The sequence below is a fragment of the Massilia arenae genome (genome assembly GCF_008014745.1).
GTDB classification, from domain to species: Bacteria; Pseudomonadota; Gammaproteobacteria; order Burkholderiales; family Burkholderiaceae_D; genus Telluria; species Telluria arenae.
On record NZ_VPFD01000013.1, the window covers coordinates 86,068 to 110,283 of the forward strand.

20 protein-coding genes are annotated in these 24,216 nt (G+C 67.4%); 6 read left to right on the forward strand and 14 right to left on the reverse strand.

Annotated features, from left to right (window positions below):
- The first annotated feature begins 8 nt into the window (after positions 1 to 8).
- The 3 genes from FVD38_RS12915 to FVD38_RS12925 are packed head-to-tail and all read left to right on the forward strand — an operon-like array spanning position 9 to position 4,826.
- Positions 9 to 2,531 (forward strand): glycoside hydrolase family 3 protein, encoded by a 2,523-nt coding sequence (locus FVD38_RS12915; RefSeq protein WP_147935171.1) that lies wholly within the window; start codon positions 9 to 11, stop codon positions 2,529 to 2,531.
- Between the two features lie 8 nt (positions 2,532 to 2,539).
- Positions 2,540 to 3,508, forward strand: a complete 969-nt coding sequence (locus tag FVD38_RS12920) for a glucokinase (RefSeq protein WP_308616821.1) — start codon at positions 2,540 to 2,542, stop codon at positions 3,506 to 3,508.
- Positions 3,509 to 3,521: 13 nt separating this feature from the next.
- Positions 3,522 to 4,826 carry a sugar MFS transporter gene (locus FVD38_RS12925; RefSeq protein ID WP_147935173.1) on the forward strand — a complete coding sequence of 435 codons (1,305 nt, stop codon included), beginning with the start codon at positions 3,522 to 3,524 and terminating at the stop codon, positions 4,824 to 4,826.
- A 51-nt stretch (positions 4,827 to 4,877) separates the two neighbouring features.
- Here the strand turns inward: FVD38_RS12925 and FVD38_RS12930 are convergent, their stop codons facing one another.
- From FVD38_RS12930 to FVD38_RS12940, 3 genes are all read right to left on the reverse strand, one after another.
- Entirely contained in the window at positions 4,878 to 5,891 is a 1,014-nt protein-coding gene (locus FVD38_RS12930; RefSeq protein ID WP_147935174.1) for a cupin-like domain-containing protein, read from the reverse strand.
- Positions 5,875 to 6,594: a SapC family protein gene (locus FVD38_RS12935; RefSeq protein ID WP_147935175.1), complete on the reverse strand. Its 720-nt coding sequence runs from the start codon at positions 6,592 to 6,594 to the stop codon at positions 5,875 to 5,877. Before FVD38_RS12935 ends, FVD38_RS12930 begins: the two co-directional genes overlap by 17 nt.
- A 126-nt stretch (positions 6,595 to 6,720) precedes the next feature.
- The gene (locus tag FVD38_RS12940; RefSeq protein WP_147935176.1) at positions 6,721 to 9,756 is read right to left on the reverse strand and encodes a TonB-dependent receptor; all 3,036 of its coding nucleotides are present in this window, start codon (positions 9,754 to 9,756) and stop codon (positions 6,721 to 6,723) included.
- Between the two features lie 513 nt (positions 9,757 to 10,269).
- Between FVD38_RS12940 and FVD38_RS12945 the strand changes: the two genes are divergently transcribed.
- From FVD38_RS12945 to FVD38_RS12955, 3 genes are all read left to right on the forward strand, one after another.
- Positions 10,270 to 11,115, forward strand: coding sequence for a polysaccharide deacetylase family protein (locus tag FVD38_RS12945; RefSeq protein WP_147935177.1), 846 nt, complete (start codon positions 10,270 to 10,272; stop codon positions 11,113 to 11,115).
- A 20-nt stretch (positions 11,116 to 11,135) separates the two neighbouring features.
- Complete coding sequence (locus FVD38_RS12950; protein WP_147935178.1) at positions 11,136 to 11,942, forward strand: glycoside hydrolase family 16 protein; 807 nt, start codon at positions 11,136 to 11,138, stop codon at positions 11,940 to 11,942.
- A gap of 211 nt (positions 11,943 to 12,153) precedes the next feature.
- A complete protein-coding gene (locus FVD38_RS12955; RefSeq protein ID WP_147935179.1) occupies positions 12,154 to 13,245 on the forward strand; it encodes an NADH:flavin oxidoreductase/NADH oxidase in 1,092 nt (363 codons plus the stop codon).
- Here FVD38_RS12955 and FVD38_RS12960 read toward each other — a convergent pair.
- From FVD38_RS12960 to FVD38_RS13010, 11 genes are all read right to left on the reverse strand, one after another.
- Entirely contained in the window at positions 13,236 to 14,297 is a 1,062-nt protein-coding gene (locus FVD38_RS12960) for a tetratricopeptide repeat protein (RefSeq protein WP_147935180.1), read from the reverse strand. The genes FVD38_RS12955 and FVD38_RS12960 overlap by 10 nt on opposite strands.
- Before the next feature lie 12 nt (positions 14,298 to 14,309).
- Complete coding sequence (locus FVD38_RS12965) at positions 14,310 to 15,245, reverse strand: type II secretion system F family protein (protein WP_147935181.1); 936 nt, start codon at positions 15,243 to 15,245, stop codon at positions 14,310 to 14,312.
- Between the two features lie 7 nt (positions 15,246 to 15,252).
- On the reverse strand, positions 15,253 to 16,245 hold the full coding sequence (locus FVD38_RS12970) for a type II secretion system F family protein (protein ID WP_147935182.1): 993 nt from the start codon (positions 16,243 to 16,245) through the stop codon (positions 15,253 to 15,255).
- Between the two features lie 23 nt (positions 16,246 to 16,268).
- Positions 16,269 to 17,621, reverse strand: coding sequence for a TadA family conjugal transfer-associated ATPase (locus tag FVD38_RS12975; RefSeq protein ID WP_123070181.1), 1,353 nt, complete (start codon positions 17,619 to 17,621; stop codon positions 16,269 to 16,271).
- Between the two features lie 43 nt (positions 17,622 to 17,664).
- Entirely contained in the window at positions 17,665 to 18,840 is a 1,176-nt protein-coding gene (locus tag FVD38_RS12980; protein ID WP_147935183.1) for a CpaE/TadZ family protein, read from the reverse strand.
- A gap of 40 nt (positions 18,841 to 18,880) precedes the next feature.
- Complete coding sequence (locus tag FVD38_RS12985) at positions 18,881 to 19,147, reverse strand: hypothetical protein (protein ID WP_147935184.1); 267 nt, start codon at positions 19,145 to 19,147, stop codon at positions 18,881 to 18,883.
- Positions 19,148 to 19,161: 14 nt separating this feature from the next.
- On the reverse strand, positions 19,162 to 20,793 hold the full coding sequence (locus FVD38_RS12990; protein ID WP_147935185.1) for a type II and III secretion system protein family protein: 1,632 nt from the start codon (positions 20,791 to 20,793) through the stop codon (positions 19,162 to 19,164).
- Between the two features lie 18 nt (positions 20,794 to 20,811).
- Positions 20,812 to 21,657 (reverse strand): Flp pilus assembly protein CpaB, encoded by an 846-nt coding sequence (gene cpaB / locus FVD38_RS12995; RefSeq protein ID WP_147935186.1) that lies wholly within the window; start codon positions 21,655 to 21,657, stop codon positions 20,812 to 20,814.
- Positions 21,654 to 23,090: a DUF8689 domain-containing protein gene (locus tag FVD38_RS13000; protein ID WP_147935187.1), complete on the reverse strand. Its 1,437-nt coding sequence runs from the start codon at positions 23,088 to 23,090 to the stop codon at positions 21,654 to 21,656. Before FVD38_RS13000 ends, cpaB begins: the two co-directional genes overlap by 4 nt.
- Positions 23,091 to 23,204: 114 nt before the next feature.
- The gene (locus FVD38_RS13005; protein ID WP_147935188.1) at positions 23,205 to 23,753 is read right to left on the reverse strand and encodes an A24 family peptidase; all 549 of its coding nucleotides are present in this window, start codon (positions 23,751 to 23,753) and stop codon (positions 23,205 to 23,207) included.
- Positions 23,754 to 23,819: 66 nt separating this feature from the next.
- On the reverse strand, positions 23,820 to 24,008 hold the full coding sequence (locus FVD38_RS13010; protein WP_123068779.1) for a Flp family type IVb pilin: 189 nt from the start codon (positions 24,006 to 24,008) through the stop codon (positions 23,820 to 23,822).
- Positions 24,009 to 24,216 lie beyond the last annotated feature (208 nt).

Sequence of the window (24,216 nt, forward strand, 5' to 3'; positions counted from 1 at the left end):
GACAACCCATGACCTTCAAGCTTCGTCCTTCCACGCTGGCCCTCTCCATCGCCCTGGCCCTGCCGGCCATCTGCGGCGCTGCCGCCCCGGTTGACACCAGGCTGGCCGACTGGCCGCGCGTGACCAGCGCCATCAAGAAGGACGACGCGATCGAGAAGCGGGTCCAGGAAATCGTCAGCAAGATGACCCTGGCCCAGAAGGTCGGCCAGATGACCCAGCCCGAGATCAAGACCACCAAACCGGAAGACGTGACCAAGTACTACCTCGGTTCGGTCCTGAACGGCGGCGGCAGCTGGCCAAACAATAACAAGGCGGCCGACGCCAAGGAGTGGCTGGCGCTGGCCCAGGCCTACCACGAGGCCTCGATGAAGACCGATATGGCGATCAAGGTGCCGGTGGTGTGGGGCACGGATGCGGTCCACGGCCACAACAACGTGCCGGGCGCCACCCTGTTCCCGCACAATATCGGCCTGGGCGCCGCGCGCAATCCGCAGCTGATGCGCGAGATCGGCGCCGCCACCGCCAAGGCGGTGCGCGCGACCGGCATCGCCTGGGTGTTCGGCCCGACGCTGGCCGTGGTGCGCGACGACCGCTGGGGCCGCACCTACGAAAGCTATGCCGAGCATCCGGAAGTCGTGCGCAGCTATGCCGGCGAATACGTGAAGGGCATGCAAGGCGCGTTCAAGGACGACGCCAACACCATCGCCACCGCCAAGCACTTCATCGGCGACGGCGGCACGAAAAACGGCAAGGACCGCGGCGTGACCGAGGCCAGCCAGGCCGACCTGATCAACATCCACGGCGCCGGCTACTTCCCGGCCCTGAACGCCGGCGCGCAGACCGTGATGGCCTCGTTCAACAGCTGGACCGATACCGCCAGCGGCAAGGAGTACGGCAAGCTCCATGGCAGCAAGGAAGCGCTGACCGACATCCTGAAGGTCAAGATGGGCTTCGACGGCTTCGTCGTCACCGACTGGAACGGCCACGGCGAAGTGAAGGGCTGCCGCAACGACAGCTGCGCCCAGGCGATCAATGCCGGCAACGACATGATCATGGTGCCGGACGACTGGAAGGCCTTCATCGCCAACACCATCAAGCAGGTCGAAGCAGGCGAGATCCCGATGTCGCGCATCGACGACGCGGTGTCGCGCATCATCCGCGTCAAGCTGCGCGCCGGCCTGTTCGACAAGAGCCCGGTGCAGAACGCCTATGCCGGCAAGGACGACGCGATGCAGGCGCGCGCATTGGCGCGCCAGGCGGTGCGTGAATCGCTGGTGCTGCTCAAGAACGAAGGCCCGGCCCTGCCCTTGAAGCGCGGCCAGAAGATCCTCGTGGTGGGCAAGAGCGCCGACGAGCTGTCGAACCAGAGCGGCGGCTGGTCGATCACCTGGCAGGGCACCGCCACCACCAATGCCGACTTCAAGAATGCCGACACCATCCTGACCGGCATCCGTGAAGCGGCCGGCAAGGACAACGTCACCTTCAGCCTCGATGCGAAAGGCGTCGACGTGTCGAAGTTCGACGTCGTGGTCGCCGTCATCGGCGAGCGTCCTTATGCCGAAGGCGACGGCGACATCCACCCGTCCGGAACGCTGCGCCACAGCAGCCGCTATCCTGAAGATCTCGCCGTGCTGAAAGCCGTCGGCGGCAAGGGCAAGCCGGTGGTCACGGTGATGGTCACCGGCCGTCCGGTGTTCGCCAACGACCTGCTCAATCTCTCGGATACCTTCATCTCGGCCTGGCTGCCGGGTTCCGAAGGCAAGGGCGTGTCGGATCTGCTGGTCGAAGGCCAGCAGCGCCACGACTTCCGCGGCGTGCTGCCGTTCTCGTGGCCCAAGTCGGCCTGCCAGATCAAGCTGAACGTGGGCGACAAGGATTATGCGCCGCTGTTCGCCTACGGTTATGGCTTGAAGGTCGCGACCCGTTCCAAACTGGGCAAGCTCGATGAAAGCTATCCGCAAGGCGGCTGCAGCGCCGGCAACACCTTCCCGGTGTTCAGCCAGGCCGACCGCCTGAGCTATCCGCTGGCCATTCGCAGCGGCCAGCAGACCACCGTGCTCGGCGCCGACCTGAACGCCAGCTTCAAGCTGCCGAACATCACTGTCACCACCGCCCAGGTCAACACCCAGCAGGACGCCAAGCTGGGCGCCTGGACTGGCCCGGCCACGCTGGAAGCACGCGGCGCACGCGCCATCAGGCTGCCCGCGGCAGCGGTCAAGGATGGCGCGCTGCGCTTCGACACCATCGTCGCCAAGGCGCCGGCCGGCAAGGTGACGCTGTCGATGCGCCAGGGTTCCACCAGCGTCGACCTGGATGCGACCGCCCTGTTCAAGCGCCTGGCCGTCGGCGCCAAGAACACCGTCGCGATTCCGCTGGCGTGCTTCCAGGCCAAGGGCCTCGACCTGGCCAAGGTCGATACGCCGTTCGCCGTCACCAGCGATGCCGAGTTCTCGGCGGCCTTCGCCAATATCGAGATCGCCGGCGGCGCGGCCAAGGAAGCAGGCGCCGTGCAGTGCGGTGAACTGAAATGACGCAAGAGGTGACCACTGGGCTGCGGCTGCTGGCCGACGTCGGCGGCACCAACGCGCGTTTCGCCCTGCAGTCGGTTGCGGGCGCGGGGTTCGACGACATCGAGGTGCTGGCGGCCGCCGGCTACCCGAGCCTGGGCGAGGCGATGCGCGCTTACCTGGCCAATGCCAGGGCGCGTGGGTTCGCGGTCGACACCGTCCGCCATGCGGCGATCGCGATCGCCAATCCGGTCGAAGGCGACGAGATCAGGATGACCAATCATCACTGGAGCTTCTCGATCGAAGCCTTGCGCATCGAACAGGGTTTGACCACCCTGTTGATGGTGAACGACTTCGCCGCGCTGGCGATGTCGCTGCCGCACCTGGCCCAGGACGGCCGCCGGCAGATCGGCGGCGGCATCGAGCTGCCGAACCGGACGATCGGCCTGATCGGCCCCGGCACCGGCCTTGGCGTCTCGGGCGTGGTGCCGGCGGGCGAGCGCTGGATCCCGCTGTCCGGCGAAGGGGGCCACGTCAGTTTCGCGCCCGTCACCCGCGACGAAGTGGCGATCCTGGAAGCGCTGTGGGGAGAATACGGCCACGTCTCGGCCGAGCGCCTGTTGTCGGGGATGGGCATGGAGCTGATCCACTGGGCCCGCACCGGCAAGCGCCTCAAGGCGGCCGACATCAGCGCGGCGGCGCTGGATGGCTCATCGAGCGATTGCCGCGGCTCGGTCGACGTGTTCTGCGCCATCCTGGGCAGCGTGGCCGGCAACGTCGCGCTGACCCTCGGCGCGACCGGCGGCGTGTATATCGGCGGCGGCATCGTGCCGCGCCTGGGACCCATCTTCGAACAATCCGCGTTCCGCGCGCGCTTCGAGGACAAGGGGCGTCTTGGTGACTATCTGTCGCGCATTCCGACCTACCTGATCACCGAACAATATCCCGCGTTGCGCGGGGTTTCGGCTATGCTGTCGGGTCATATCGCTACTCTGCAATAACAACGGAGACTCCATGCAGAACCCAATCCAGAACCCCACCGTGGCCAGCGCGGCCGTGGACGGGGAGCGCAACCAGCACACCGGTGCGCTGGTCATCGTCACCATCCTGTTCTTCATGTGGGGCCTGATCACGTCGCTGAACGACGTCCTGATCCCGCACCTGAAGTCGATCTACACCCTCACCTATATGCAGGCGATGCTGGTGCAGTTCTGCTTCTTCGGCGCCTATTTCATCGTCTCGCTGCCGGCCGGCGCGCTGATCCGCCGCCTGGGCTACCAGAACGGCGCCGTCACCGGCCTCTTGATCGCGGCCGCCGGCTGCGCCCTGTTCTACCCGGCCTCGAACGGCGGCTACGGCATGTTCCTGTTCGCGCTGTTCGTGCTGGCCAGCGGCATCACCATCCTGCAGGTGGCGGCCAATCCCTACGTCACCGCCCTCGGACCGGCGCGCACCGCGGCCAGCCGCCTGACCCTGACGCAAGCCTTCAACTCGCTCGGCACCACCGTGGCGCCGGCGCTGGGCGGCATCCTGATCCTGTCGACGGTCGTCCTCTCGGCCGACCAACTGGCGTTGCTGCCGGAAGCCGAACAGGCCGCGCACCGTGCGGCCGAAGCCGCCGCGGTGCAAGGACCTTACCTGGGCCTGGCCGCCGCACTGGTGCTGCTGGCGGTGATGTTCGCGATGGCGCGCCTGCCGAAGATCGCCTTCGAAGAATCGACCGCCGCGGTCGACGCCAAGGGCGGCGCGATGTCGTACCGACACCTGGTGCTGGGCGCGCTGGGCATCTTCCTGTATGTGGGCGCCGAGGTGAGCATCGGCAGCTTCCTGATCAACTTCATCGGTGAGCCGCACATCGCCGGCCTGTCGCACGCCGACGCGGCGCGCTACGTCAGCATGTACTGGGGCGGCGCCCTGGTCGGCCGCTTCATCGGCTTCGCCGTGATGCGTTATGTGAGCCCGGGCAAATCGCTGGCGGTCACCGCGCTCGGTTCGATCGCGCTGGTCCTGACCGCGACCTTCACCGAAGGCAGCCTGGCGATGTGGGCCATCGTGGCGGTGGGCCTGTGCAACTCGATCATGTTCCCGACCATCTTCAGCATGGCGCTGCATGGCCTGGGCAAATTCACCGGCCAGGGCTCGGGCATCCTGTGCATGGCCATCGTCGGCGGCGCCGTGGTGCCGTTCGCGCAGGGCATCCTGGCCGACACCATCGGCCTGCAGATTTCTTTCCTGGTGCCGGCGGCCTGCTACCTGTTCATCATGTACTACGGCGTGAAGTACGCCAATCTGCATAAAGAGAAGATCGCCGCCGAGTAATCGACGTCGGCGCAAGAAAAAAGGCCCGCAGCATGCTGCGGGCCTTTTTTATTATCGGTTCAGGCGCTTGAGGAGCTGCGCGCGCACCATGCGCGAGGCATTGTCGTCGAGCGGCGCCAAAAGGCCGCGCGCGGCCTCCGGGATGTGGGCCGCGGTATCGGCATCGGCCTCGAACACGTAGTGGCGGAACAGCTCGGCCCAGGCAGCGCGCTGGCTTGGGGGCAGGTCGCGCACCGTCATCAGGGCGTGCATCAGGGCGTTGTTGGGCGTGTCCATCCAGTCCGGCGACTGGCGCCACCAGTAATTGACCAGCACATTGAAGCCATCGAGCGCCTCGACGTGGTGCCACCACATGCTGGGCACGAAGATCGCGTCCCCCGGAGCCATCTCGGCCACCTGGGCGTGCTCCAGCGCCTCGGCAAAGCGCGGAAAGCGTGCGAGATCGGGGTTCCTGAAATCCACCAGGCTGATGGGCTGGCCGGCCGGGGTCAGGTCGATCGGGCCGACATAGAGATTGTGCTGCTGGCCCGGCGGGAACAGGGTGAAGCGGCGGTGGCCGGCGCCGATGCAGGCCAGGTTGTCCGGCAAGTCGTAGTGGGCCGAGATGCGCGTGCGGTTGCCGATCCAGATACTGGCCAGCGGGTCGCGCGGGCCCAGGTCGACGTCGTTCTCGCCCCTGAAGCCCGGCAGCGCGCCGTCGATCGTGGTGGAACCGACGTAGATCGCCGGCGGCTGTGGCGTGGCCAGGTGCTTTTCCAGTTCGCCCAGCACGGCATCGAGCCGCACCCGCATGGGCTGGAAATTGAAGCCGTCCAGCGCCTCGTTGTAGAAGAAACGGCCATCGATCTCGGGTGCGCCGAGCATGGCGTTGACGGTGGCGTCGACGTACCAGCGGCGCAGGTAGGCGATGGCGGCCTGCGGTGACGAGCGCGCGGCCTGCACCACCGGCCAGTCGGCCACCAGGCCGCGCAAGAGCAGCGGCTCGGTGGATGCGAGGATGTCGGGGCCGAGGTCGGCGGGACGCAGCCCGGCGACCTCGCGCACCGGTCTAACTGGCGGCGCCATTGCGCGCGTTCCTGCGGTTCTTGCGGTCGATCAGGTCGCGGAAGTGCGACAGCGAGGCCAGCGCGAAGTACATCGGCGCCAGGTAGCCGGCCGCATGCAATTCGGCGATGGCTGCGCCGTCGAGCGCGCCCAGGCGTTCTTCATGGATGGTGAAGAAGCCGCCCACGCGGGCTTTCTCGCCGTTGTCGAATTCGATGTCGAGCACGAAGGCATCGAGCAGCTCGTAACGCTTGAGGGCCTCGAGGAAGCCCGCGTTGGCCTGCACGCCGTTGTGGATGTTCGACAGCGTCTGGCTCATCTTCTCGAGCAAGTCGGAATTGCCGCCATGCGGCTTGAACACCGGTTCGCCCTCGGTCGTGCTGATGCGTGGGTGATCGAGGTCGACCTGGATCATCAGCTCGTCGCCGTTGCGGCCGATGTAGAACGGCAGGCGCTCGTGCAGCCACGGCACCAGCGGCGCATCCCAGCGGCCGTCCTCGAGGAACAGGTTCTCGTCTTGCTGGAAGCCGAGCAGCGCGATCGCCTCGTAGTTGGCGCCGTCGTCCAGCTGGCGGAAGATGATCGGATAGTGCGCCTGCAGCGAGCGGAATTCGTCGGCGAAGGTCGGCACCCAGGCGACTTCGCTGCCCAGGCCGGGGCGGTGGCCGTGGATGATGCGCAGGTCCTTGTGCTCGATATTGTTCAGCAGGGCGATGTTGGGCATGGATGTCTCGTTATCTTGTAGTGGGTGTCAGTGAAACGACAACGGCGGGCCGGCTGTTGCCGACCCGCCGTCAATGCCGTCATCCGGGAAGTCTACTCCCGAACGACGGCACAGGCAAAGCTCCGATCAGAACTTGTAACGTGCGGCCACCATGTAGCGCGGGCCCGACTGCGTCACGAACAGCACCTGGTTCTTGGTGCGGCCGTGGATGCGCTGGATCTCGTCGGTCAGGTTGATGCCTTCAAAGGACAGCGACAGGTTGTCGTTGACGTTGTAGCCGATGCTCAGGTCCAGCTGGCCGTATTTTTCGACGTAGTTCGGGTTAGGGCCCTGGCCGTCGAAGGTCGACGACAGGAACTCGTCGCGCCAGTTGTAGGCCGCGCGCACATTCCACTTGTCGTTCTCGAAGATACCCACCAGGTTGGCCGAGTCGCCCAGGCCGACCAGCGCGAACTGCTCGCCGAAGCTGTTGTTGTTGTACTTCAGGCCCGAATTGACGTAGGTGTAGTTGGCCTGGAAGCCGAAGCCGCTGTTGCCGAACATGTGCTGGACGTTGAATTCCAGGCCGCGGATACGCGCCTTCTTCTGGTTCGAGTACGAGGTGATGCGGAAGTCCGCCACCGGATCGGAGCCGATCGCGGTGATGGTGCCGGTGGCGTCGCCGGTCGCGTTGTCCGGTCCGCGCACCACGCCTTCCTGGCCGTTGAAGTTGCGGAAGATGTAGTTGCGGATGCAGGTGGTGTCCGCGACCACGCAGCCGTTGGCCAGCGCCGCGTTCCAGTAGGCGCCGCCCACCGGGGTACGCACGCCGAACGGCTGGGCGATGATCTGCGACTGGCCGGCGTAGTTATCCAGGTGCTTGCGGAAGTGGTTGATCGAGACGAAGCTCTGGCGGCCGTAGTACCACTCGAGCGCCAGGTCGATGTTCTTCGACTTGACCGGCTCCAGCGCCGGGTTGCCCTGCGAACCGGTGCCGCCTTCGACGCGCGCCAGCGTGTCAAGGACCTGGCCGCCGGCGATCTGGTCGTAGCGCGGACGGCCGATGGTCTCGCCGTAGCTGAAGCGGCCCTTGAAGTCGGGACGGAACGCGATGTCGGCGTCGAAGCTCGGCAGCACGTGGTTATAGCTGCCGTCCAGCGTGGTGAAGCCCGAATCGCCGAACAGCACGGGCAGCTCGTTCTGCGAGACCCAGCTGATCGCGGTCGGCACCTGCACCAGCGCGCTCGACCTGACGTCGGTCTTCTCGTAGCGCACGCCGAACGCGGTATTGATCGGGTAGCGGGTATCCCACTCGGTGTTGAATTGCAGGTACAGGCTCTTCGACTTTTCCTCGGTACGACGGTCGGTGTCGTAGGTGGTCTTCGGCAGGTACAGCTGCGGCAAGCCCGAGGCTTGCGCCACGATGTCGCGGATCTGGCCGAAGTTGAAGGTGTGGAAGCGGTTGAACAGGTTCGGGTTGCCGCTGCCGTCGACCTGGTCGAAGTACTTCGAGAGGCTATCCGGGGTAAACAGGCTGGCCGGGTAGTTGAAGTCCGGGGTCGCGCCGCCCCAGGTATCGCGCTGCTGCACCGAGAAGGCGGAGCGGTATTTCACCTTGGTGGCGCCGACGCCAAACTTGAATTCGGACGCTTCCAGCACCTTCCAGCTGCCGTGGGTCTGGATCTGGTCGACTTCGGTCTTCATGTAGCCGTTCTCGAACACCGAGCCGGTGACCTGCTGCGGCGAACGCAAAAAGTCTGCGCCTTCGATGGAGAGGACCGGGAAGTCCTGCGAGAAGTCGGCGGTGGTGTTGCCACGGCTGAAGCTCGCAGTGCCGATCACATTGCTCGAACCCCATGGGCTGTCCGGCGTCGATTCGGCCGACGAGCTGTGGGCGTCGAGTTCGAGGCGCAGGGCCGAGTTCACGCGCCATGCGGCGTTGAAGCCAAGCGACTTGTTCTCGCTCTTGGTGGCGAAGTCGGAGGCGCCCATGGCGATGTCGTTGACGCCGAGCGGGATGATCTCGGTATAGGTCAGCGGCGCGGCGAACGGACCGTCGGTCCAGCTGCTCGACGACGGGCCGAAGTTGAACCACGCCGACATATCGTTGCGGCGGGTGTGGATCCGGTTTTCCGAGTAGGTGTAGTCGAGGGTGGTGGTCAGGTCCTTGGTCGGGGCGAACTGGAACACCACCTGGCCGTTGGTGCGCTCGCGCTGCACGCCGGAGAGGTTGTAGTTCAGGTTTTGCGGCACCTGGTACAGGTCGTTCGGACCCGGACGGTTGGTGATGCCAGGGGTCGCGCCCGACGCATCCGGCTGCGGGATCGTGCCCCACTGGGTGTCGTCGCCGCGGAACGGGCCTTTCCAGCCATTCGGCACCGAGGCGCGGTTGTAGCCCAGGTTGCGTTCCTGGTAGCTGGCCGAGATGCCGATGCCGAAGCGGCCGTCGGCCGAGGTGTTCGAATAGATACCCGAAACTTCAGGGGTGACCTTGTTGCCGCTCTGCAGGCCGTCCGGCAGGTTGGTGGCCGAGGTGTCGTGCACGCCCTTGATGCCGATGCTGGCCTGCATGCCGGGACGCGACAGCGGACGCGCGGTGATCACGTTGATGGTCGCGCCGACGCCGCCGGTCGGGGTCTCGGCGCGGCTCGATTTATAGACCTGCAGCTGCGAGACCGCTTCCGAAGCGATGTTGGCGAAATCGAAGGCACGGCCGTTGCGGTCGCCCAGGTTCGAGACCGGCATCTGGCGGCCGTTGAGCAGCACCAGGTTGAAGTCGGGGCCCACGCCGCGCACGGTGATCTTCGAGCCTTCGCCGATTTCGCGGTCGATCGATACGCCCGAGATACGCTGCAGTGATTCGGCCAGATTGGTGTCGGGGAATTTGCCGATGTCTTCGGCGACGATGCCGTCGACGAAGCCCTGCGCATTGCGCTTGAGGTTCAGCGACGATTCGAGACTGGCGCGAATGCCGGTCACGACCACGGTCTGGGCGCCCGGCTGCGCCGGGCCGGTGATCGAGCCGGTAGGGTTGCTGGCGGCGTCGGTCGCCTGGTTCGGGGCGCTGGTCGCGGTCTCGGCCGGCGCGGTCGCCTGTTCTTGCGCGAATGCCGGGATGAATGCCGAACATGCGCTGGCAACTGCCAGGCTGATCAGAGTCTGTTTCGCCTTCGGATAGTACATGTCTTCTCCTGTTTTTTTATAAATATGACCGTCGCCTAGCTACGGTGTCTCCGCCAAATCGGACGCATTGCGGCATGCGTCGTGTTTCTACATCCTTGCCTGGCCACCTCCCGACCAGGAAAACCTGCGGCGCGCGCCAAGCGACGCAACGAGGCCGCCGGCTGGTGCCGGTGGCCTCGTTGCATGGATTGCCCGGTGCGCGTCGCGCTGTTTCATGTGTCCTCGGCTCCTTGGCTCAGTAGGCCATCTAGGGAACGAAGCTGACTTGTTCGCGTCATGGAAACGTTTCCATGAATTTGACTGAATATTAGGGTTAGGAAAAAAAATTGTCAACCGAATATCCATGGCGTGTTCCCCGTGTTTGACGTAGTTTTGCAACACTTTGGTGCAGCACCAGAGCGAGCGTCGGTTACCAAATGCAGACGCACTCTGTCGTTTCCCTCGTTGACAGCTATTTTTCGCCGATGCTATAGTCGGTTGACGTTATGGTAACGTTTCCAAATTGGAGCATGGATGCACCACTTTCTTGCCTTCCTTATCACCCGGACCGTCGTGCTCGTGGCCGGCGTTACCTTCGTCGTCACCAGCCCTGCGCATGCGCAGGACGCCACCTTCGCCTGGCCCAACGGCGCGCGGGCGGCGGTCAGCCTGGCGTATGACGACGCCCTCGATTCCCAGCTCGATAACGCCATCCCGGCGCTCGACCGCCACGGCATCAAGGGCACGTTCTTCCTGCAGCTGTCCAGCGAGCCGGTGGCCAGGCGCATGGAGGACTGGCGCGCCGCGGCCAGGGGCGGCCATGAGCTGGGCAACCACAGCCTGTTCCACCAGTGTTCGGGCGCGGGAACGGACCGCGCCTGGGTCGCGCCGCACCGCAACCTGGACACCACCACGCGCGAGCAGATGCAAGACCAGGTCCTGCTCGCCAACACGATGCTCACTGCGATCGACGGCCGCCGCGAGCGCACCTATACCGCTCCCTGCTTCGACGTGAAAGCACTCGGTGGCGACTACCTGCCGGCGCTGCATGCGCACTTCGTGGCGATCAAGGCCGGCGCCGGTCCCGGCGTGCCGGCCTCGATGGCGGCGGTCGATCCCTACCGGGTGGCCTCGGTCGCGCCGGTCGGCGCGAGCGGCGCCGAGCTGATCGCGCTGGTAAAGCAGGCGGGGGAACGCGGCACCATGATCGCGTTCACCTTCCACGGCATCGGCGGCGACCATCTGAGCGTATCGACGCAGGCGCACGAGGAGCTGGTCCGCTTCCTCGCCGCGCATCGCCAGGAATACTGGACCGACTCCTTCCTCAACATCATGAAGCACGTCAGGCAGCAGCGGGCGGTGACGCCCGCGGCGCGATGACGGCCGAATCAAGGAGACATATGAAGACGTTGACCCGACTCGCCGCGCTGCTCGCGCTGGCCGCCAGCGTGGGCTGCGCCACGCAGCCCACGGCCACCACCGGCCTGCCCGGCTGGACCCTCGAATGGAGCGATGAATTCGACGGCACGGCGCTGGACCGCAGCAAATGGCTCCCCGAGACCGGCGGCCATGGCTGGGGCAACAACGAGATGCAGTTCTATACCGACCGGCCCGAGAACGTGCGCGTGGAAGACGGCCACCTGGTGATCGAGGCGCGCAAGGAAAGCCATGAAGGCAAGGACTACACCTCGGCGCGGCTCAAGACGGCCGGGCTGAAGGAAACGCAGTACGGCCGCTACGAGGCGCGCATCAAGGTGCCGAAGGGTCAGGGCATCTGGCCCGCGTTCTGGATGCTGGGGGCGGACATCGGCCAGGTCGGCTGGCCCAAGAGCGGCGAGATCGACATCATGGAAATCATCGGCAAGGAGCCGGCCAATGCCTACGGCACCCTGCACGGACCGGGCTACTCGGGCGAGCACGCGTTCAGCAAAGCCAGCGCACTCCAGGGCGCGGAGTACGGCGACGACTTCCACGTGTTCGCCGTCGAGTGGGAGCCGCAACAGATCCGCTGGTACCGCGACGGCATCCACTACCACACCGCCACGCCCGCGACGGTCAAGGGAGAGTGGGTGTTCGAGCATCCCTTCTTCGTGCTGCTGAACCTGGCCGTGGGCGGCTACTGGCCCGGCTATCCGGATGCGACCACGCCGTTCCCGCGCAAGATGCTGGTCGACTACGTGCGCGTGTATCGCAAGGCCGCGCCCTGACGACCTGACCGGGCGGCCAGGAATAAGGCCGCCTCCTGCAGACAATCTGCATCGGTGCGAGAATACGGCCAGGCACGCGACCCTGATACAGGGGGCATGCCAGGACCGATTCGACAATCCCCGATCTTCTTCCCACAGCGAGCACTGACCCGGGCGGCCATTTGCCGTGCGGCGCATCGTTGCGTGTCGAAGCATCACCTGGAAAGCACCAATGACCGCATTATTCACCCCCTTCACCCTCAAATCCGTCACCCTGCGCAACCGCATCGCGGTGCCGCCGATGTGCCAGTACAGCGCCGTCGACGGCGTCACCAATGACTGGCACCTCTCCCACTACGCCTCGATCGCGCGCGGCGGCGCCGGCCTCGTAATCGTCGAAGCCACGGCCGTCACGCCGGAAGGCCGCATCACCCCGGGCTGCACCGGCCTGTGGAACGACGGGCAGGTGGCCGGCATGGCCGCCATCGCCGCCGGGATCAAGGCCGCCGGCGCGGTGGCCGGCATCCAGATCGGCCACGCCGGCCGCAAGGCGAGCGCGAACCGTCCCTGGGACGGCAACGCGCACATTCCGAACGATGCGCCGGACGGCTGGCAGACCATCGCCCCGTCCGCCCTCGCCTTCGGCGGCGACCTGTCGAAAGTGCCGCAAGAGATGACCCTGGACGACATCGCGCGCGTGCGCCAGGGCTTCGTCGACTCCGCGCGCCGCGCCCTGGCCGCCGGCTTCGAATGGCTGGAGCTGCACTTCGCCCACGGCTACCTGGCGCAATCCTTCCTGTCGCCGCATTCGAACCGCCGCGATGACCAATACGGCGGCGACCTCGATGGCCGCGGACGCTTCCTGCTCGAGACCCTGGCCGCGGTGCGCGAGGTGTGGCCGGAACACCTGCCGCTGACGGCGCGCATGGGCGTGATCGAATACGACGGCCGCGACGAAGAGACGCTGGCGGAATCGATCGAGCTGACCCGCCGCATGCGCGAGGCCGGCCTGGACATGTTGAACGTGAGCGTCAACTTCACCGTCCCCGACGTCAAGATTCCCTGGGGTCCGGGCTTCCTGGCGCCGGTCGCCAGGCGCGTGCGGGACGAGGCCGGCCTGCCGGTGGCGTCATCCTGGTATATCGGCGACCCGCAGGTGGCCAACCAGGCGGTGGTCGGGGAGCAGATCGACCTGGTGATGATCGGCCGCGAGCACCTGGCCGATCCGCACTACGCCTTCCGCGCGGCCAAGGAGCTGGGCGTCGAGAACCCGTTCGCCATCCTGCCGCCGCAATACGGCTGGTGGCTGGAGCGCTACCGGTAAGCCAGCCGCTGCCCGTCCGCGGCCGACGCGGGCGGGGCCAGGCGCAGGGCCGTGCCGTGGCGCGCCAGGTCGCGGCCCAGCACCAGCCGCAGGTTGACGGGCGCGCCGGGGTCGACTTCGCGCAGTTGGGTGCTGCCCAGGCGCTGCGCCAGCCTGCGCGCGGCGTCGGCATGCGACGCCTCGTACTCGATGCGGGTGTGCGACACCGTGAAGCCCGGTTCGTTCGACAGGCGCGTCACCCGGATGCCCGGTTCGTCGATGCGGTTCGACAGCGCGCGCGCCATGCCGGTCACGCCATTGCCGTTGCGGATCTCCAGGCGCGCCACCGCAGCCGGAGCCGGCGCCTCGCGTGCCTCATGCGCCACGCGCGCCGCATCCACCCGCCGTAACTCCATCATGCCGTCCAGGCCGACGTGGATATAGGACTGGGACCAGTCGGGCTGGGCCTGCGGCTTTGGCGCGGCCAGGGCCTGGCCGAGCGGCGCCACCTCGGTCTTGCCGCCGGCGGCGGCGAAGTCCGCGCGCAGGTCGTGCTGGCGCAGCGCCGCTGCCTGCCGGTGCATCTGCACAGCGCGCTCGGGATGTCCCGATGCCGCCAGGGCGTCGCCCAGCAGCTGCCAGGCGCGCGGATTGAGCGGGTCGAGCAGGCAGGCCCGTTCGAGCGCGCCCCGCGCTTCCTCATGTTCGCCATTGAGCAGGTAAGCCTGCCCCAGGTTGGCGAACAGGTAAGCCTTGCCAGGTCCCGCATCCAGGCCGATCGACGCGGTCAGCTCGCGCCAGATGGCGATCGCCGGTTCCAGTTCGCGTCCTTCGGCGTGCAGGGTCGCCAGGCCGTTGCGCGCGCCGGGATGGCCGGGTTCCAGCCGCAGCACGGCTTCGTAGGCGGCGCGCGCGCCGTCCGGCTGTTGCGCCAGGTGCTGGGCGCGGCCGGTGCGATAGATGTCGTCGGCCTGCGCGCCGGTGTCCAGGGCAGCGCGCCAGCCGAACGGCGAGCAGGCCATCAGGCCGGCGCACAGCAGCGCCAGGCGGGTCATCTCGAGGGTGCGTCGCATGGATTGCTCCTTTCAGCGCGCGAATGGCATGGAACCCAGGGTGCGCGAGATCTGGATCGCGGCCGGCCCGAGCAGGACCATCAGCAGCGTCGGGAAAATACAGAAGATCAGCGGGAACAGCAGCTTGAGGCCAATCTTGGCGGCGGTTTCCTCGGCCATCACGCGCCGCTTGTGGCGCAGGTTCTCGGCATGCACGCGCAGCGAGTCGCCGACGCTGGTGCCGAAGCGCTCGGACTGGATCAGCATCGCGACCAGGGTGTCGACGTCGTCCACGCCCGAGCGCAGCGCGAAGTTGCGCAGCGCCTTTTCCTTGGAAAAGCCCGCGCGCATCTCCATCAGCACCAGTTGCAGCTCCTGCGACAGCACCACGCTCTTGATGTGGATTTCGGCCGCCACCTTGACCAAGGCCCGCTCCAGGCTCAGGCCGGCCTCGACGCAGACGGTCAGTAGGTCGAGCGCGTCGGGGATGGTCTCGAAGATCTCGCGCCGGCGCCGCTGCACCAGGCGCTCGAGCACCACGTTCGGCGCGTAGTAGCCGAAAGCGGCGCCCAGCAGCAGGATGCCCAGCACCTTGCTGCCGCCCAGGGACGAGCCATACAGCACCAGGAATGGCGCGCACAAGGCCGGCACCAGCAGCGCCAGCGCGGTCTTGGACGCGAAGTACAGCGTCGGCGCCGACGGGTGGCGCCAGCCGGCGTTCATGAAGCGGGTGCGCAGGGTCGATTTTTCCCAGCCTTCCTCGGGGATCGACAGCCTGGTGAGGGGGCGGGCGACGCTGGCGACGCGCTCGATCCAGCGCACCCCCGCTTCCGGTCCGGCGCGCGGGCCCAGGAAGCGGCGCAGGCGCTCGCGCAGGGCCAGCGGCGCGAACAGCACCAGCGCGACCCAGGCCAGCAGGCAGACGACGGCGAAGACGATCAGCAGGAAAACCAGTTGGGAAGAAGTCATGGGAGCCTCACACGCGGATGCGGATGGTCTTGCGCAGCCACAGCACGCCGAACACGATCATGCCCAGGCCGTACCACAGCAGGCGCACCCCGGATGGATCGGTCCACAGCATGCGCACGTAGTCCGGGCTGCTGACCAGCATCACGCCCATCACGCCGAACGGCAGCAGGCCCAGGATCCAGGCCGACATGCGGCCCTCGGCCGACAGCACGCGCACGTGCGCCACCAGCTTCAGTCGGGCGCGGATGATCTGGCTGATGTTGCCGAGAATTTCAGCCAGGTTGCCGCCCGATTCGCGCTGGATCAGCACCGCGATGATCAGGTAGCGCAGGTCGGTCAGCGGGATGCGTTCGGCCAGGCCGTGCAGGGCCTCGTTCATCGGCACACCATAGTTGATTTCCTCGCGCGTGATGCGGAACTCGCCGGCCAGCGGCTCGGGCAGTTCGTTGCCGACGATTTGCAGCACGTTGGTGAACGAGTGGCCGGCGCGCAGCGCTCGCGCGATGAAGTCGGCCGCCTCGGGCAGCTGGTGCTCGATGCGCACCAGGCGCCGCATGCGCATGCGGTGCAGCAGCCACCAGGGCAGGAACAGGCCGCCGATGCAGGCCAGCAGGCGTGCCGGCAACGGCACCTGGACCGCGCTGACGGCGCCCGACGTGAACACCAGGGCCGCCACCAGGCAGCCGAGCGAGCCGGCGAGGAACTGGCCCACCGACCAGGTGGCGCCGGCCTGCACCAGCAGCGCATCGATGCGCTGCGCCAGCCTGAAGCGATGCAGCAGGCGGTCCAGCGCCGGGAAGCGGCTGTAGCGGCGCTGCTTGAGGATCGAGATCCGTTCGCCGCCGCGGGCATTCACCCCGCCGGACATGATTTGCAGGCGGCGTGCGATGCGGCGCGCCGCCGCGCCATGGGTGCTCATCCACCACAGATAGAAGCCCTCGACCGCCAGGATCACGGCCGCGAACAGCAGCACCACGAAGCCATAGAACAAGCCGTCCATATGCGCGCCCCCAGTGGATCGGTTCAGTCAAACCTGCGGTCGGGATCGAAGGAATCGTCCGATACCGGGACCCCGAACAGCTTGAGGCGGTCGGCGAAGCGCGGGCGCACACCGGTGGCGCTGAAGTGGCCCAGCACCTTGCCGTCGACGTCCACCCCGCTCTGCTCGAAGCGGAAGATCTCCTGCATCGAGATGATCTCGCCCTCCATGCCGGTGATTTCCTGCAGGCTGACCAGCTTGCGCGTGCCGTCGGTCAGGCGCGAGACCTGCACCACCACCGTCACCGCCGACACGATCTGCTGGCGGATCGCGCGCGGCGTCAGGTTCACCGCCGCCATGCTGACCATGTTCTCCAGCCGCGACAGCGCGTCGCGCGGGGTGTTCGAGTGGATCGTGGCCAGCGATCCTTCGTGGCCGGTGTTCATCGCCTGCAGCATGTCGAGCGCTTCCGGGCCGCGCACCTCGCCCAGGATGATGCGGTCGGGCCGCATCCGCAGCGCGTTGCGCACCAGCGCACGCTGCGGCACCTCGCCCTTGCCCTCGATATTCGGCGGCCGCGTCTCCAGGCGCACCACGTGGGGCTGGCGCAGCTGCAGCTCGGCCGCGTCCTCGATCGTCACCACCCGTTCGTTGGCCGGGATGAAACCCGAGATCAGGTTGAGCAAGGTGGTCTTGCCGCTGCCGGTGCCGCCCGAGATCAGGATGTTGACCTTGGCCGTGCCCAGCCCTTCCAGCACCCGGATCATGGGCGTGGTCATGCTTTTATAGTCGAGCAGGTTCTGCACCGTCAGCGGGCTGCCGCCGAAGCGGCGGATCGACAGGATCGGCCCGTCCACCGCCAGCGGCGGAATGATCGCATTCACCCGCGATCCGTCCGGCAGCCTGGCGTCGACCATCGGGCTCGACTCGTCCACCCGGCGGCCCACGCGCGAGACGATCTTTTCGATGATCTTCATCAGGTGGGCGTTGTCGTGGAAGGTGATCTCGGTCAGCTCCAGCCGGCCGTGGCGCTCGACGTAGACCTTGTTGGAGGTATTGACCAGGATGTCCGAGATCGAGGGGTCGGACAGCAGCGGTTCGAGCGGGCCGAAGCCCAGCATCTCGTGCTGGATGTCGAGCACCAGGTGGTGCCGCTCGTGCTGGTTGAGGACGATGCGCTCGTCCTCGATGATGCGCTGGACCAGCAGCGCCAGCTCGTGCTTGAACTGCTCGGCGGTCAGGCGCTTGAGCCGCTCCAGGTCGATCCGGTCGAGGATCATCTGGTGCATCAGCTTCTTGAGTTCCTGGTAGGCCTGGTTCGGCGCATCCTGCAGCTCGGCGCCGTCGCCGGTGATGCGCTCCTGGCCGGACAAGGCAAGTCGTTCGCGAAGGGACATTTTGTGTCTTTCGTGGCTGGAGCAATAATGGATCAGTGATGGATCAGTAATCCGCGTCCTGGCGCCCGAACAGGCGATCCAGCAGGCCACGGCTTTCCTGGACCCGGTGCGCGGTCACCAGCTCGACCATCTCGGCCAGGCTGCGCGCGGCAAAGCTCGAGCGCGACAGCTGCAGCACCGGCACGCCCTGGTTCACCGAATCGGTCACCGCGACGTAGTCGTTGGGGAAGGTGTGCACCACCTCGCAGCCGAGCGCCGCATGCAGGTCTTGCAAGCGCAGCTTGCCGCCCTTCTCGTAGCGGTTGACGATCAGGCGGATGTTGTCCAGCACGTAGCCCAGCGAGCGGAAGATGTCGAGCAGGCGCCGCGCGTCGCGGATGTCGGGCAGCGCCAGCTGCAGCACCGGATAGATGGTGTCGGTGACGTCCAGCGCGCGCAGCGACACCGCGTCGATCTGGCGCCCGACGTCGAGCAACACATAGTCGTAGTTCTGGCGCGCCACGCGCAGGATGGTGTCGATGTGCTCCGGCCTGGCCTCTTTCGCGTGGCCGGGATCGTCGGCCGCGGCCAGCACGCCGAAACCCGGCGTGACGTGCACCAGGCACGATTCGAGGAAGGGCCCGTCCACGCGCGCGATCTGGGCGCACACGTCCGACATCGTCATGGCCGGCTTCTGGTCCGACACGTACAGGGCGGCGTCGCCGAACTGGCCGTGCAGGTCGATCAGCAAGACCTTCTTGCCCGCCAGCGTGGCCAGCGCATAGCCGAAGTTGGCCGAGATGAAGGTGGCGCCGCTGCCGCCCTTGCAGGCGATGAAGGCCAGCACCTTGCCTTCGCGCAGGCTCGATACGCCGGCCGCGGTGGCGATCCGGTCCATCGCCTCGTGGAAGGCGCGGTGCACCAGCGGCAATTGCAGCAGCTCGCGCACGCCGGCGCGCATGGCGGTGATCAACAGGTCGGGCTGGTGCTGGTTAGTCAGCAGCATCAGCTGCGAATCCGGGTACTGGCGGCCCAGGCGCTCGAGCAGGCTCGATTCGGAAGGTTCCAGCCCGCTGGCGTCGACGATCACCAGTTGCGGGGCGTCGGCTTCGGGGCGGTCGAGCGCCTCGCGCAGGCTGGCGCGGGTGGCGGCCAGGTGCAGGGGCGGCACCCGCGCCGCGCCCTGCGAGGCCAGCTCCGCGTACAAGTGGCTGTCACGGCTGATCAGGAGCGCTCTCATGGCAGCCCCGGACGGAGGACGTTCGTTGCGCGCGCGTCCATCACTGGTCCACCATCGCCGCTGGCGGCCCAAGTTCCGGCCGGGCGAACGAGCGCTGGTAGTTGTCGATGGCGGCGCGCGCGGCGCGGCCATCGAGGCCCAGGGCGGGATTGCTGGCGGCGGCGCTCGGGTCGATCACCTGGGCCGCCAGGTTGTTGCGGGTGGCGGCGCCGAAGCGAGCATCCCAGTCTGGCGTGGTCGAGACGCACCCCGGCGCGCCGCAGGCGAGCAGCGCCAGCGCCGCCCATCGTGTGAATATGGTTCGCATCGCATTCCCCTATATCAGTTCGAAGCCGCCGGCGTCAGTTCGAAGCGTCCGGTTTCCACGCCTGCGGTCTGCCCCGCGGCCGTTGGCGTGGCCGGCGCACCGGCAGGCGCAGCGGCGGGCGACTCCCCTTCCAGCCGCCCGCCCAGCATCAGGCCGGCGCGCGACGGCACGACATGGCCGTCGGTGGGCAAAACGTGGCTGCCGCCCGGCAGCGGCTTGACCAGGCGCGCCGTGATCACGAACACCAGCTCGGTGCGGTCCTGCTGGTAGTCGGTGCTGCGAAACAGCGCGCCCAGCACCGGAATGTCTCCCAGGCCGGGCAAGCCCTTCATATTGGCGATCAGGTTGTTGCGCACCAGGCCGCCGATCGCGAAGCTCTGGCCGTCGTGCAGCTGCACCGTGGTGCTGGCGCGGCGCGTAGTCACCAGCGGCATGATGGCGGTGCCGGTGATGCCGTTGGCGGTGATGCCGATCCCTTCGCGCGACAGTTCGGACACCTCGGGCGCCACCTTCAGGTTGATGCGCCCACCTGCCAGCACGGTCGGGGTGAAGCGCACGCCGATCCCGAATTCCTTCTCTTCCAGCGTGACGCGGTCGTCGTCCTGCGACACCGGGATGTAGAACTTGCCGCCGGCCAGGAAGGAACCTTCCTGGCCGCTGATGGCCAGCACGTTCGGCTCGGCCAGGATGCGCACCAGGCCATCGAGCTTGTCGGCCTCGATGGCGAAGCGGTTGCCATTGGTCTTGAGTCCCGACAGGCTGCCGCGCGCCAGGCCGCTCAGGAAATCGGTGGCCAGGGTGGTGGTCCAGCTGCCGGAGCCGAAACTGAAGCGGGTGCCGGTCTCGAGCCGTTCGAGCAGGGTGCGCGAGACCTCGGCCACCTTGACCTCGAGCTGCACCTGCTGCGGGGCGCTCACCGCCAGCAGGTTGACCACCCGGGCGCCGGCGCCGCCCGCCCCGCCACCGCCGCCGCCGCCGCCGCCGCCGGCGCCACTCCTTCCCACCACGATCACGCCGTCGGTATCGTTTTCCTTGTCGGCCGCCGGCAGCTGGCGCAGCGGGCGCCGCACGTAGGCGCCGGCCAGTTCCACCGCGCGCTGCACGGCGGTGGCGTCGCTGACGGTGCCGGTCAGGATCAGGCTGTCGTTGGCCGCCATCACGCGGATGTCCTGCTCGTCCGGCATCGCGGCCTTGAGCGTGGCTTCCAGTCCGCTCGGGTCCATCGCGATGGTGATGTCGATCACGCTGCACAAGCCGCTGCGGCCCTGCACGATCATATTGGTGCTGCCGACGTCGACGCCGGCGATGTACAAGGTGTCGGGGGCGACCAGCATGGCCTGCACCACGGCCGGGTTGCCGACGCTGCGCCGGGCCACCTTTTCGGGCAGGCGCAGCATGGTCGACTTGCCCATCTGGAGCGCCATCGCGGCCGGCCGCGCCGCCTCGCCGCGGCAGCCTTCGGTGATGTGCGCGGGCGGCTCGCTCGCGGTGCGGGCCGGCGCCGCTTTCTTCGACGCCGGCTTCGGTTCAGCCGCCTTCTGCGCGGCGGCGGTGGCGGGCGCCGCAGTGGCCAGGGCAGGGCCTGCCAGCGCTGCAAGGACGGCGACAAGGGAAGCACGCAATATGATCGAGGGACGTCGTTTCATGATCGATCCAGTCGGTGGTCAGAAGCATTCCTGCGATGCGTGCAGGCCGTTGATGACGCTGATGCAGTCGCGCTTGGGCGGGGCCGGGGCGCGCACCTGCTGTACGCGCGGCCGCGGCGGGGCCCGCACCACCGGCGGCGGCGCGACGGCGATCGTGGGCAACAGGTTTTCCTTGGTCGCGCCGAGGGTGGCGGCGGCGGCCGGATCGACCTGGTTGCGCAGCGCCAGCGACAGGGTGCCCACGCTGCGCGCCAGGTCCAGTTTTTCCGCCTCGGCCGGGGTTACCTCGAGCGTGACGGCATTGACCACCTTGGGCTTGGTCTCGTCGCGGTTGACCTCCTGCGCCACCGCCAGCACCAGGATCCTCTCCAGCACGATCTTCGAGATGCTCTGCTCGCGCGCCCGGCCCGCGTTCGGGTCGGGCATGGTCTCGGTGCTGACGATGATGTCGACGTAGTTGCCCGGCAGGGTGAAACCGGCCACCCCGATCACGTCGTTGACGCGCACCGTGATCGCGCGCTTGCCCTCGGTGATCAGGGCCGACAGGCCGCCCAGGGTGCCGGCCGGGGCCAGCTTGGCTTCGCTGATCGGTTCGCCCGCGAGCAGGCTGCTGCGCAATACCCGCCCGCCGAGCGGCGCGGGATCGGTGAAGGCGCCCTTCGGCACGCTGTCGGTCGGCCAGTCGGCCAGCTTGAACATCTCCGGCGTCAGGCGCTGGCCGATGTCGACGTCGGTCCTGGCGACGACGATCCGGCCGGAGGTCGCACCCGGGGCATTGAGCAGCCAGCTTGCCGCCAGCGCCACCGCCAGCAGGCCCAGCACCACTGCCAGTGCCATCATGATCACGGCACGCTTGTTCTTCATCGCGCATCCCCTTCCTTGTCTTCCCGCTTCACCGCCGCCCGATTCGATGCACAAGGCAGCGCGGGCGGCAGGGCGCTGGCTCCGAACAGGCTGCTCCAGGCCTGGACCAGGCCGTCCACATCGCAACGCGGCGCACGGCCGGCGAAGCCGGCGAAATCGGCGATCCGCCCCAGCAGCTCGTGCGGCCAGGCGGCCAGCAATGGGCGCCTTGTGCGGCGATGCAGTTCGTCGACAAGAAAATCGAATGCTGTTTCGTCGACCTCGATGCGGCGCAACCGCGCCTGGCGCCGCAGCAGCGCGCGGTAACTCGATTCGGACAGCGGCCCCACGGCGATGCGGTAGCCGATGCGGCGCAGGCAGGCGTCGTCCAGCACCGATTCGGGCGCCAGGCTGGTGGCCAGCACCAGGTCGACGTCGAACGGCAGCGCGTGGCTCGGGCCATGCGGCACCGTCACGTGATCCTGGCCGGCCTCCAGCGCGCCCAGCCAGCGGTGCAGCAGCTCGCCGGCCGGCATCCGCTGGCGTCCCAGGTCGTCCAGCACCAGCAGGCCGTTATTGGCCAGGATGTGGGGCGGCGCGCGCAGCACGCCGCTGGCGGCGTCGACCCGCAGTTCGAGCATGTCGCGCGTGAGTTCGGCGCCGACGTGCACCAGCGGCCGCTGGCAGAGGGCCCAGCGCGCGTCGCAACTGCGCCGTTCTTCCACGCCGCGCATCTGCAGCGGCGCCGGATGCAGGGCCGGGTCGTGCAGCTGGACGATCTCGTGGTTGACCAGCACCGCGTACGGCACCGCGATCGGATCCTGGCGCAGGCGCGCGAACTTGCGCGCCAGGGTGGTCTTGCCGCTGCCGGACGGGCCGTACAGCAGCAGCGGACGGCCGGAATACAGGGCCGCGCCGATCAGTTCGCGCACCGCCGCTTCCAGGCCGTCGCCGTCGAGCACCGCTTCGAGTTCGGCGCGCGCCACGCGCGGCGCCTCCGGACGGCGCTGCGACTGCTGCGCCACCACCCTACGCCAGGCCGCCAGCGTCACCGGCGCCGGGCCGGCATAGCGCGACTCGGCCAGGTGCTCGCCGGCGGCGCGCGCGCCGGCGGCGGTGAGCTGGTAGTGCATGTCGAGATCGGTCTCGCCCGAATAGGCGACTTCGGCCTGCTGGCCGGCGACCAGGCCTTGCAGCACTTCGCGCACCACGCTGACCGACAGCCGCAGGCGTCCGGTAAGCCTGGACAGCGGCGTCTTGCCGCCCGCGTGCAGGACCTTGAGCACCAGCCCCGTCACCAGGCGCGGATCGAGCCCGGTGTCGCGCACGGTGCGCGGCTGGCGCGGCAGCACGGCGGTCACGTCGCCATCGGCGGATGACGCGCTGGCCCCGAACGCAGACGCAGACGCATCGAGCCCGGCAGCGGCCGTGGTGGCCGACAACATTCCAATCATGAACCCTCCTGCCCATGAAGATGTTTCGGAAAACCTTGATTTGATTCTAGCGAGCGGCCTCATCAGGCACTTGATACCTGACAAAGGCTTAACATCACCCCTGAACGACCGCCCTCACAACAGCGGGCGATCGGCATAACGGCTGACCAGCAAAGCGATGGCGCCGCCGGCGATCGCCACCCCATAGGGAATCGATCCAACGCTGGGGGGGCCGCCGGCGCTGCCGGGCATCGACGCGCGCGGCAAGCGCAGCAGCATGGGCCGCACGATCCCCCACAGGTTCGACAAGGCCATGCGCAGGCGGCCCTTGAAGACGATCACGGCGAGCGCCATCACGCCGCCCGCGCACCAGGCCAGGATGGCGATGCGCAGCGCGTCTCCGGGGCCGGCGAAGGCGCCCACGGCCGCCATCATCTTGACGTCCCCGGCCGCCATGCCGCGGATCAGGTAAAAGGGAAGAAAGACCGCCAGTCCGGTCGCCGCTCCGCCCAGCCAGGCGAGCAGCCCGTCCACCGGTTGCGGCGACAGCAGGTGCAGGACCAGGGCGCCGAACATGCCGGCGGCCAGCAGCCGGTTCGGAATGCGGCGACTCTCCAGGTCCTTGAGCGCCGCCGCGGTGACCAGCAGCAGCAGCAGCGTATCGAGGTAAAGTGCGACAGCCATGATCGGGTTCCTCGAGATCGAAAAAAAAGCCCCCCAGGGCCGGACCGCGTCCCGGGGGGCAGCGGATTACGGAGCAGTTGGAGTGTTGAACTGGTCGCGGATGTACTCGAAGGCCTTCTCGATCTCTTCGCCGACTTCGCCGGCGACACCGGCCATCACCACGCCGATGAGGGCGGCGATCAGGCCATACTCGATGGCCGTCACACCGTTTTCGTCAGCGAAAAATGCTTTGATGGCGGAGGTAATCGTGCTCATGACAAACTCCTTATGATGGTTGAGGAAATACTGGCTGCGACTGGGCCCCGTCGCTACTGCTGTGTTGCGTTTGCCAGTGAGTTCACTGTACCGACTAGTGCCACACGGCAAGTTGACCATACACAACTTTTCTACATGGAAATTCCCGCTTCTGATAAGAAACAACCTCGCGGGGCGATGTGTCATGCCGCGGGCAACCATGAATAAA

Bases quoted from the DNA above. Each gene is read 5' to 3' on its own strand.
- FVD38_RS12915 (WP_147935171.1), top strand. From the start codon at position 9: ATGACCTTCAAGCTTCGTCCTTCCACGCTGGCCCTCTCCATCGCCCTG.
- FVD38_RS12925 (WP_147935173.1), top strand. From the start codon at position 3,522: ATGCAGAACCCAATCCAGAACCCCACCGTGGCCAGCGCGGCCGTGGAC.
- FVD38_RS12930 (WP_147935174.1), bottom strand. From the start codon at position 5,891: ATGGCGCCGCCAGTTAGACCGGTGCGCGAGGTCGCCGGGCTGCGTCCC.
- FVD38_RS12935 (WP_147935175.1), bottom strand. From the start codon at position 6,594: ATGCCCAACATCGCCCTGCTGAACAATATCGAGCACAAGGACCTGCGC.
- FVD38_RS12940 (WP_147935176.1), bottom strand. From the start codon at position 9,756: ATGTACTATCCGAAGGCGAAACAGACTCTGATCAGCCTGGCAGTTGCC.
- FVD38_RS12945 (WP_147935177.1), top strand. From the start codon at position 10,270: ATGCACCACTTTCTTGCCTTCCTTATCACCCGGACCGTCGTGCTCGTG.
- FVD38_RS12950 (WP_147935178.1), top strand. From the start codon at position 11,136: ATGAAGACGTTGACCCGACTCGCCGCGCTGCTCGCGCTGGCCGCCAGC.
- FVD38_RS12955 (WP_147935179.1), top strand. From the start codon at position 12,154: ATGACCGCATTATTCACCCCCTTCACCCTCAAATCCGTCACCCTGCGC.
- FVD38_RS12960 (WP_147935180.1), bottom strand. From the start codon at position 14,297: ATGCGACGCACCCTCGAGATGACCCGCCTGGCGCTGCTGTGCGCCGGC.
- FVD38_RS12965 (WP_147935181.1), bottom strand. From the start codon at position 15,245: ATGACTTCTTCCCAACTGGTTTTCCTGCTGATCGTCTTCGCCGTCGTC.
- FVD38_RS12970 (WP_147935182.1), bottom strand. From the start codon at position 16,245: ATGGACGGCTTGTTCTATGGCTTCGTGGTGCTGCTGTTCGCGGCCGTG.
- FVD38_RS12975 (WP_123070181.1), bottom strand. From the start codon at position 17,621: ATGTCCCTTCGCGAACGACTTGCCTTGTCCGGCCAGGAGCGCATCACC.
- FVD38_RS12980 (WP_147935183.1), bottom strand. From the start codon at position 18,840: ATGAGAGCGCTCCTGATCAGCCGTGACAGCCACTTGTACGCGGAGCTG.
- FVD38_RS12985 (WP_147935184.1), bottom strand. From the start codon at position 19,147: ATGCGAACCATATTCACACGATGGGCGGCGCTGGCGCTGCTCGCCTGC.
- FVD38_RS12990 (WP_147935185.1), bottom strand. From the start codon at position 20,793: ATGAAACGACGTCCCTCGATCATATTGCGTGCTTCCCTTGTCGCCGTC.
- cpaB (WP_147935186.1), bottom strand. From the start codon at position 21,657: ATGAAGAACAAGCGTGCCGTGATCATGATGGCACTGGCAGTGGTGCTG.
- FVD38_RS13000 (WP_147935187.1), bottom strand. From the start codon at position 23,090: ATGATTGGAATGTTGTCGGCCACCACGGCCGCTGCCGGGCTCGATGCG.
- FVD38_RS13005 (WP_147935188.1), bottom strand. From the start codon at position 23,753: ATGGCTGTCGCACTTTACCTCGATACGCTGCTGCTGCTGCTGGTCACC.
- FVD38_RS13010 (WP_123068779.1), bottom strand. From the start codon at position 24,008: ATGAGCACGATTACCTCCGCCATCAAAGCATTTTTCGCTGACGAAAAC.